The following is a 274-nucleotide window of genomic DNA, read 5'->3' as shown; positions in this document are numbered from 1 at the left end:
TGTAGTGGCATAGTGAATTTGGCCACCTAATAAGAAATGTTATGATCCCCTCATAACCCATTTAGGTGACAACATGAATAAAAGTAAACGTGCACGATATAGCGCCGCCATTAAGCTTGAAACAGCTCAATTAGTCATAGATCAAGGTTACACACAAGAAGCGGCCGCGAAAGCCATGAACGTGGGTAAATCGACAGTCAGTAAGTGGGTAACACAGCTTCAGGTTGAGCGCCAAGGGCTTGCTCCTAAAGCCTCACCCATGACACCTGAACAG

Annotated in this window: 1 protein-coding gene; it reads left to right on the top strand. The window is 45.6% G+C overall.

All coding sequences use genetic code 11. The annotated features are described in order from the left end of the window. Nucleotides 1–73: 73 nt before the first annotated feature. The coding region (locus FW758_RS24955; protein ID WP_446446864.1) for a transposase at nucleotides 74–274 on the top strand (201 nt) is incomplete at its 3' end.

It is taken from the genome of Shewanella sp. 1180_01, assembly GCF_052850535.1.
Note: the sequence above shows the minus strand (reverse complement) of the source record. Positions and strands in the feature narration are given on the sequence as shown.